We start from the raw sequence: 6557 nt of genomic DNA on the forward strand, positions 1-6557 counted from the left end.
CCCTCTTTTTCATCAAGACGTCCGCGCCGTGAGTCGCTCGGGCGGGAGTTTGCCATGAGCCTTCACGACACCTACGGCCAGCCACTGCTGACCTTCCCCGAGAGCGACAAGAGCCCGTTGAGCATCCGCGCCAAGGCGCTGGTGTTCGTCGACCCTCGCTCGCGCCAGCTGCGCGAAGAGCTGGAGCTGCTGGCGCCGCTGGCCTTGCCCGTGCTGATCCGCGGCGAAAGCGGCACCGGCAAGGAGCTGCTGGCCCGGCAGATCCACCGCGCCAGCGACCGCGGCGGGCTGTTCGTCTCGGTCAACTGCGGCGCCATCAGCCCCACCTACGCCGACGCCGAACTGTTCGGCTACAGCGCCGGCGCCCACAGTGGTACCGCCAGCAGCCGCGCCGGCTGGTTCGGCTCGGCCAACGGCGGCACGCTGTACCTGGATGAAATCGCCGACCTGCCGCTGCCGATCCAGGTCAAGCTGCTGGCTGCCCTGGAAAACCGCGAAGTCACCCGCGTTGGCGCCCAGCAACCCAACCCGGTGGACGTGCGCCTGGTGGCCGCCTCCAGCATCGACCTGGCCCAGGCGGTGGCCGCCGGCAAGTTCCACGACCGTCTCTACCACTACCTGCACGAAGGCCGCCTCGAGCTGCCCGCGTTGCGCGAGCGGGTGGGCGATATCCTGCCGCTGGCCGAGTACTTCGTGGGCATCTACAGCCCGCGCCTGAACCTGGCCGTGCCGCCGCTGCTCAGCGAGGCCGCGCAGCGGGTGCTGGAACTGCACAGCTGGCCGGGCAACACCCGCGAACTGGAAAACGTCATTCACTTCGCCCTGCTGGTCAGCAGCGGGGAGGAAATACTGCCCGAGCATCTGAACCTGCCGGAAACCTTGACGCCGCTGGCCGCGTTGGAGCGGCAGATCGAGGTGTTGCTGCGCTCAGGTGCAAGTGAGCGCAGTGGCCTGAAGGCCTTGCTGGAGAAGGTGGCGCTGCGGTTGGGTGTGTAGGCGTAACGCACAGGCGGTTGTCTGCGGAGCAACCGTTGCAGATGCGAATGAGGTGGATTACCTTCTTGCTTCGCAAGCCTTGGATCGCTTGAAGCATTGAAAGGATATTCATGAAAAACCTACCTTGCGCGGTACGTGTCTTCCTTGCCCAGGCCAGCCGCTGATGCGCCTGTCGATGCTGTGCATGAGCACGCTGCTCGCTTCCTTTTCGGCAAGCGCCGAGCTGGAGATTCTACCGCTCAGTGGCAATACCCATATCCAGAAGGTCATTGAGAAAAGGGCGGTCTCGCCCACGGCCGAGCCAGAGAAGAACTCAACCTTTCCTGGTTTCGAGCAATTCAGTTCGATGATCACACTCGCCCAGGCGAGCGACAGAAGGCTGGCTCAAGCCGTCCGATTCAAATCGCAATCCCGAGCAGCGATCGAGAAGTTGCAATGTCGGCTGTCCAAAGAACTCCCCTCCGGGGTCGAGATGAAGGAGGGCGGCTTGAACGGCGTCATGTCGCTTTATTCGTGCGGCGATGATTATGTGGTGACCTACGAGACCCACTATGAGCGCGAGCTGACACAGCGCGTGGTGGTTTACGACGATGATTACGCCAAGCCTCAGGACCCCGGCAAGCCCCTGGTGAAAACGTCGGAAAAAGTAATGGGTGGGGTCAGGAGGACAGGATTGCGCTGGATGAATTCCACGCATGAGATCAGGTATGACATCTACGCCAATGTGCAGGGTGATGGTGCACTCGAGAAGGAACTGGCCACTGTCATCACCGAGGTTGCCATCGAGACCGCTAATCGATAGACCGCGAGCATTGTCTGTTGCGGCGCCGGATGCACCTGGCAGGCCAGCCGGTGCTCTCTTCTTTATCAGTCAAAAAGATATAAGCGTCTGCGTAAAAGATATTGTTAAGGAATAAAAAATCTCGGTATTGTCGCCTCCACGCCAGCTAGCACAATACTGGCACCCTCTCTTCCGCCGTCGACGATGGCTGTGATTCGAATAAGGACTGCGCATGAAAAAGGCTTTGTTGTTGACTGCATTGGCAGCCGCTCTGTCGGTTGCAGGTTTCGCCCACGCCGGCCAGAAGCTGGTGGTTGCCGCCACCCCGGTGCCCCACGCCGAGATCCTCGAGCTGATCAAGCCAACCCTGGCCAAGGAAGGCGTGGACCTGGAAATCAAGGTGTTCACCGACTACGTGCAGCCCAACGTGCAGGTCGATCAGAAGCGTCTGGACGCCAACTACTTCCAGACCCTGCCCTACCTCAAGAGCTTCAACGAAGGTAAAGGCACCCACCTGGAAACCGTGATCGGCGTACACGTTGAACCGTTCGGTGGCTACTCGAAGAAGGTCAAGAGCCTGGCCGAGCTCAAGGACGGCGCCACCATCGCCATCCCCAACGAAGGCTCCAACAGTGGCCGTGCGCTGATCCTGCTGCAGAAGGCCGGGCTGATCGAACTCAAAGATCCGAAAAACGCCCTGGCCACGCCTAAGGACATCGCCAAGAACCCGCACAACTTCAAGTTCAAGGAGCTTGAGTCGGCCCTGCTGCCACGCGTGCTGGACCAGGTCGACCTGGACATGATCAACACCAACTATGCGCTGGAAGCCGGCCTGAACCCGGCCAAGGATGCCCTGGTGATCGAGGGCTCCGACTCGCCTTACGTGAACTTCCTGGTGGCGCGCCCCGACAACAAGGACAGCGACGCCATCCAGAAGCTGGCCAAGGCCCTGACCAGCCCTGAAGTGAAAGCCTTCATCGAGCAGAAATACAAAGGCGCGGTACTGCCGGCGTTCTGATTCGCCCGCTGTAGACCGCACGATGCAAAACGCCGACTCCGGTTACCGGGTCGGCGTTTTTTTTGAATGGGGTTTCAGCGTGGTGTGTTGACCGCGCGGCGCAGGGCCGTCAGCCATTTGATCAGTTCGCTGGGGTCGAGGGTCGGCTGGTCGCTGTTCATGGTGTTGTTTTCCTTGTGGGTTGAACGGCCCACGGGGCCGCGCACGACAGCTGTTTGATGGCGCGCGCGCGGGAAAGATCCCGCCTGCCACGAGGAAATTTGCGGTTAGTTTTTTGCGTGATATCAATATGCAATAAAGATATTTAAATAAATATTTTTATAGCTTTAGAGTATTACCAAAGTGCTTACCGGCACGCCCAACCCTAGCCGCCACCGCCCGTCTACCCTCGGGCCGGTTCGAGACCACCCCCATGCAGAGCACCCTGTTTCGGACGCCGAGGCCACGCCGATGAGCTTCGACGTCGCATTCATCCTCAGCACATTGCCCGCGTTTCTCAAGGCCGTCGGGGTCACCCTGCAGGTCGGCCTGATCGCCATCGCCACCTCGCTGGTGGTGGCCGTGATCAACACCGCGATCCTGGTCTACCGCACGCCCTACCTGCAGCGTGCCGTGGGCCTGTACGTGGAGCTGGCACGCAACACGCCGCTGCTGATCCAGCTGTTTTTCGTGTACTTCGCGCTGCCCAGCCTGGGCCTGAAGATTTCCGGCTTCGCCGCCGCGATCATCACCATGACGTTTCTCGGCGGGGCCTACCTGACCGAGGTGCTGCGCGCCGGTGTCGAGGCGGTGCCTGCCGCACAGCTGGAGTCCGGTCGCTCCATCGGGTTGTCCGAAGGCCAGCTGCTGCGCCACGTGATCCTGCCCCAGGCTGGCATCCTCAGCCTGCCGGCGCTGTTCGCCAACTTCATCTTCCTGCTCAAGGAAACCACCGTGGTGTCGGCGGTGGCGGTGCCCGAGATTCTCTACACCACCAAGAGCTACATCGCCCTGTACTACAAGACCTACGAAATGCTCGCGGTGCTGACGCTGATCTGCGTGCTGCTGTTCTTGCCGTTGTCGCTGCTGCTGAGCCGCCTGGAAAGGAGGTTGCAACATGGCCAGTTCGGGTCTTGAACTGCTGCTGGTGTCGCTGCCGCAACTGGCCCAGGGCGCCGCGCAAACCCTGTCGATCTCGGCCCTGGGCATCGCCTTCAGCACCCTGGGCGGGGTGCTCTACGGCGTGCTCGCCACCCTCGGCAAGCGCAGCGTGAACCTGGTGCTGCGGGTGTACCTGGAGCTGTTTCGGGCGATACCGGTACTGGTGTGGCTGTACCTGCTGTTCTTCGGCCTGCCGATCTTCTTTGCCGTGAGCATTCCCAGCTTCTGGTGCGCGGTGCTGGTGCTGTCGCTGTGGGGTGCCAGCGAGGTGGGCGAGGTGGTGCGCGGTGCACTGCATTCGCTGCCGCGCGGACAACGCGAGGCGGGGCTGTCGATCGGCCTGGATGGCTGGCAGCTGTATGGCTACGTGCTGCTGCCCCAGGCACTCAAGCGCATGACCCCGCCGACCATCAACATCTACACGCGCATCATCAAGACCAGTTCGCTGGCAGTGCTGATCGGCGTGGTGGACGTGATCAAGGTGGGCCAGCAGATCATCGAGCGCACCTATGAGTCGGTGCTGATCTACGGCGCGCTGTTCCTGTTCTTCTTTTTCATCTGCTACCCGCTGTCGGCCGCCTCGCGCGCGCTGGAGCGGCGCTGGACACACGCATGAGCGCATTGATCGAGTTCAAGGGTTTCAACAAGTTCTTCGGTGAGCACCAGGTGCTCAAGGGCATCGACCTGCAGGTGCGCAGCGGCGAAGTGGTGGTGATCCTGGGCCCCAGCGGCTGCGGCAAGAGCACCCTGCTGCGCTGCCTCAATGGCCTGGAAGTGGCCCACGGAGGCAGCCTGACACTGGCCGGTAAAGAGTTGCTGAGCAAGGCCACCGACTGGCGCCAGGTGCGCCAGCAGGTGGGCATGGTGTTCCAGAGCTACCACCTGTTCGGCCACATGAGCGTGATGGAAAACCTGCTGCTAGGGCCGCTCAAGGTGCAGAAACGCGAACGCCTCGAGGCCCAGGCCCAGGCCGAAGCACTGCTGGCGCGGGTGGGCCTGCTGGACAAGCGCGACGCCTATCCGCGCCAGCTTTCCGGTGGCCAGCAACAGCGTATCGCCATTGTGCGTTCGCTGTGCATGAACCCGCAGGTGATGCTGTTCGACGAGGTGACCGCCGCCCTCGACCCGGAGATGGTCAAGGAAGTGCTGCAGGTGATCCAGGGCCTGGCCCGCGACGGCATGACCCTGTTGATCGTGACCCATGAAATGGCCTTCGCTCGCGCGGTGGCCGACCGCATCGTGTTCATGGAGGCCGGCAGGATCCTTGAACAGAGCGCCCCCGAGAGCTTCTTTACGAACCCGCAGACCGCACGCGCGCAGCAGTTCCTGGAGAAATTCTCCTTTGTCGAAAGCCTGCCCAAGACACCACACAAGGAACTGTCATGAAGACTGCCCACGCTTCAAAACTGCTGCTGTCGCTGTTCACCCTGGCCGTACTGGCCGGTTGCAACAAATCCGAAGCGCCGAGCAAGCCTGCCGCCAATGCCGCAGCGCCGGCCACCAGCTACCTGGAAACCATCAAGGCCCGCGACAAACTGATCGTCGGCGTGTTCACCGACAAGCCGCCATTCGGCTATGTGGATGAAAGCGGGCGCTATGTGGGTTTTGACACCGACATCGGTCGCGAGCTGGCCAAGTCGCTGCTGGGCGACGAGAACAAGGTCGAGTTCGTGGCCGTGGAGCCGGCCAGCCGCATTCCCTTCCTGCAGAGCGACAAGGTCGACCTGATTCTGGCCAACATGACCGTGACCCCGGAGCGCAAGGAAGCGGTGGAGTTCACCAACCCCAACCTGCGCGTGGCGGTACAGGCGCTGGTGCCCGAGGGCAGCGAGGTGAAGAAGCTCGACGACCTGGCGGCCAAGACCACCATCGTCACCACCGGCACCACGGCGGACATCTGGCTGACCAAGAACCACCCGGACTGGAAACTGCTCAAGTTCGAGAAGAACTCCGAGTCGTTGCAGGCGTTGGCCAATGGCCGTGGCGATGCGTATGCGCAGGACAACCTGATCCTGTTCAGCTGGTCCAAGCAGAACCCGGGCTACCGTGTGCTGGACGAGAAGCTGGGCGAGGAAGCGCCGATTGCGCCGGCGGTGAAGAAGGGCAACATCGAGCTGCGTGACTGGGTCAACAGCGAGCTGGCGCGCCTGGGCGAGCAGAAGTACCTGCTCAAGCTGTATGACCAGTACGTGCGCAAGGAGCTTAGCGACGACACCAAGCCGGAGAGCGTGATCGTCGAGGGCGGCAAATGGCAGGGCTGAGGCCCTGACACCGCGTCGCTCTTATCGCGGGTCAAGCCCGCTCCCACAAGGACCGTCGCTGTCTGTGTGGGAGCGGGCTTGACCCGCGATGGGCCGCCCCGCGGCCCCGCCTTCTCTCCGGCCACCGCCCTTGCCCCACCCCCCCCCTCTGCCCCCCCGCCTTCTCCAGCACGCTGCACTTGCTCTGCGCCTCCTGCTCCACCCCCGCCCTCCCACGCGCGGCCGGCTACAGCCCCCACCCCCCGCCCCGCCGCCCCTCTCCCCAATTGCCCCCCCGCCCACCCCCCCGCGCCACCCCGAACGCCTCCCAACAAGCCCCCCACCCACACACACAACACGCACAACCGACCCCGCACCACCG

7 protein-coding genes are annotated in these 6557 nt (G+C 62.7%); all 7 read left to right on the top strand.

Translation table 11 applies throughout. From position 1 onward, the window contains the following. Positions 1-54: 54 nt before the first annotated feature. The 7 genes from MF6396_RS24305 to MF6396_RS24335 all read left to right on the top strand — a co-directional run bounded on the left by MF6396_RS24305 (position 55) and on the right by MF6396_RS24335 (position 6196). Positions 55-996 (top strand): sigma 54-interacting transcriptional regulator, encoded by a 942-nt coding sequence (locus MF6396_RS24305; protein ID WP_078481738.1) that lies wholly within the window; start codon positions 55-57, stop codon positions 994-996. A 163-nt stretch (positions 997-1159) separates the two neighbouring features. Further along, a complete protein-coding gene (locus tag MF6396_RS24310) occupies positions 1160-1798 on the top strand; it encodes a hypothetical protein (protein WP_054915895.1) in 639 nt (212 codons plus the stop codon). Between the two features lie 211 nt (positions 1799-2009). Beyond that, complete coding sequence (locus MF6396_RS24315) at positions 2010-2795, top strand: MetQ/NlpA family ABC transporter substrate-binding protein (RefSeq protein ID WP_043859910.1); 786 nt, start codon at positions 2010-2012, stop codon at positions 2793-2795. Positions 2796-3245: 450 nt separating this feature from the next. Further along, positions 3246-3911 carry an amino acid ABC transporter permease gene (locus MF6396_RS24320; RefSeq protein WP_043859911.1) on the top strand — a complete coding sequence of 222 codons (666 nt, stop codon included), beginning with the start codon at positions 3246-3248 and terminating at the stop codon, positions 3909-3911. Then, positions 3892-4551, top strand: coding sequence for an amino acid ABC transporter permease (locus MF6396_RS24325; protein ID WP_043859912.1), 660 nt, complete (start codon positions 3892-3894; stop codon positions 4549-4551). Before MF6396_RS24320 ends, MF6396_RS24325 begins: the two co-directional genes overlap by 20 nt. After that, complete coding sequence (locus MF6396_RS24330; RefSeq protein WP_078481739.1) at positions 4548-5321, top strand: amino acid ABC transporter ATP-binding protein; 774 nt, start codon at positions 4548-4550, stop codon at positions 5319-5321. Before MF6396_RS24325 ends, MF6396_RS24330 begins: the two co-directional genes overlap by 4 nt. Then, positions 5318-6196, top strand: a complete 879-nt coding sequence (locus tag MF6396_RS24335; RefSeq protein WP_054915897.1) for a transporter substrate-binding domain-containing protein — start codon at positions 5318-5320, stop codon at positions 6194-6196. The genes MF6396_RS24330 and MF6396_RS24335 overlap by 4 nt, the downstream gene beginning before the upstream one ends. Positions 6197-6557 lie beyond the last annotated feature (361 nt).

The sequence above is a fragment of the Pseudomonas sp. MF6396 genome (assembly GCF_002018915.1).
Classification (GTDB): Bacteria; Pseudomonadota; Gammaproteobacteria; order Pseudomonadales; family Pseudomonadaceae; genus Aquipseudomonas; species Aquipseudomonas palmensis.

Coding starts and splice junctions, on each gene's coding strand:
- MF6396_RS24305 (WP_078481738.1), top strand. CDS start 55: ATGAGCCTTCACGACACCTACGGCCAGCCACTGCTGACCTTCCCCGAG.
- MF6396_RS24330 (WP_078481739.1), top strand. CDS start 4,548: ATGAGCGCATTGATCGAGTTCAAGGGTTTCAACAAGTTCTTCGGTGAG.
- MF6396_RS24325 (WP_043859912.1), top strand. CDS start 3,892: ATGGCCAGTTCGGGTCTTGAACTGCTGCTGGTGTCGCTGCCGCAACTG.
- MF6396_RS24310 (WP_054915895.1), top strand. CDS start 1,160: ATGCGCCTGTCGATGCTGTGCATGAGCACGCTGCTCGCTTCCTTTTCG.
- MF6396_RS24320 (WP_043859911.1), top strand. CDS start 3,246: ATGAGCTTCGACGTCGCATTCATCCTCAGCACATTGCCCGCGTTTCTC.
- MF6396_RS24315 (WP_043859910.1), top strand. CDS start 2,010: ATGAAAAAGGCTTTGTTGTTGACTGCATTGGCAGCCGCTCTGTCGGTT.
- MF6396_RS24335 (WP_054915897.1), top strand. CDS start 5,318: ATGAAGACTGCCCACGCTTCAAAACTGCTGCTGTCGCTGTTCACCCTG.